The 257-nt window shown below is 52.9% G+C and carries 1 protein-coding gene; it reads right to left on the bottom strand.

Features of this window, described 5'->3' with window-relative positions; genetic code table 11:
- The coding region (locus RAD04_RS38950; RefSeq protein WP_461628005.1) for a hypothetical protein at positions 1-257 on the bottom strand (257 nt) is incomplete at both ends.

Here is a 257-nt window from a genome sequence, read left to right as displayed (position 1 = left end):
CGCGTGTCTTGCGAACGGCCATCCCTCAAAGTCTCGGCATAATTTCCGAGCACGGCGCGGGCAGCTTGCAGCGATTCTCTGTTTCTCGGATCGAAAGAATTCGCCTCGGCGTGTTGCATGCCGCGCCCATCACCGATCTGGATCTTGGCGTCTCTGATTGGATCGCGTTTGTCGATGTCTCTAATTCTTTGATATTGATCTTTCAATTCACCGGCAATAATCGGCCCATACGCATATTCCGTGGCCTTGAATCCCCA

This window comes from Bradyrhizobium sp. 25ACV, assembly GCF_054863005.1.
The sequence above is the reverse complement of the archived record's forward strand: the minus strand, read 5'-3'. Positions and strand labels throughout refer to the sequence as shown.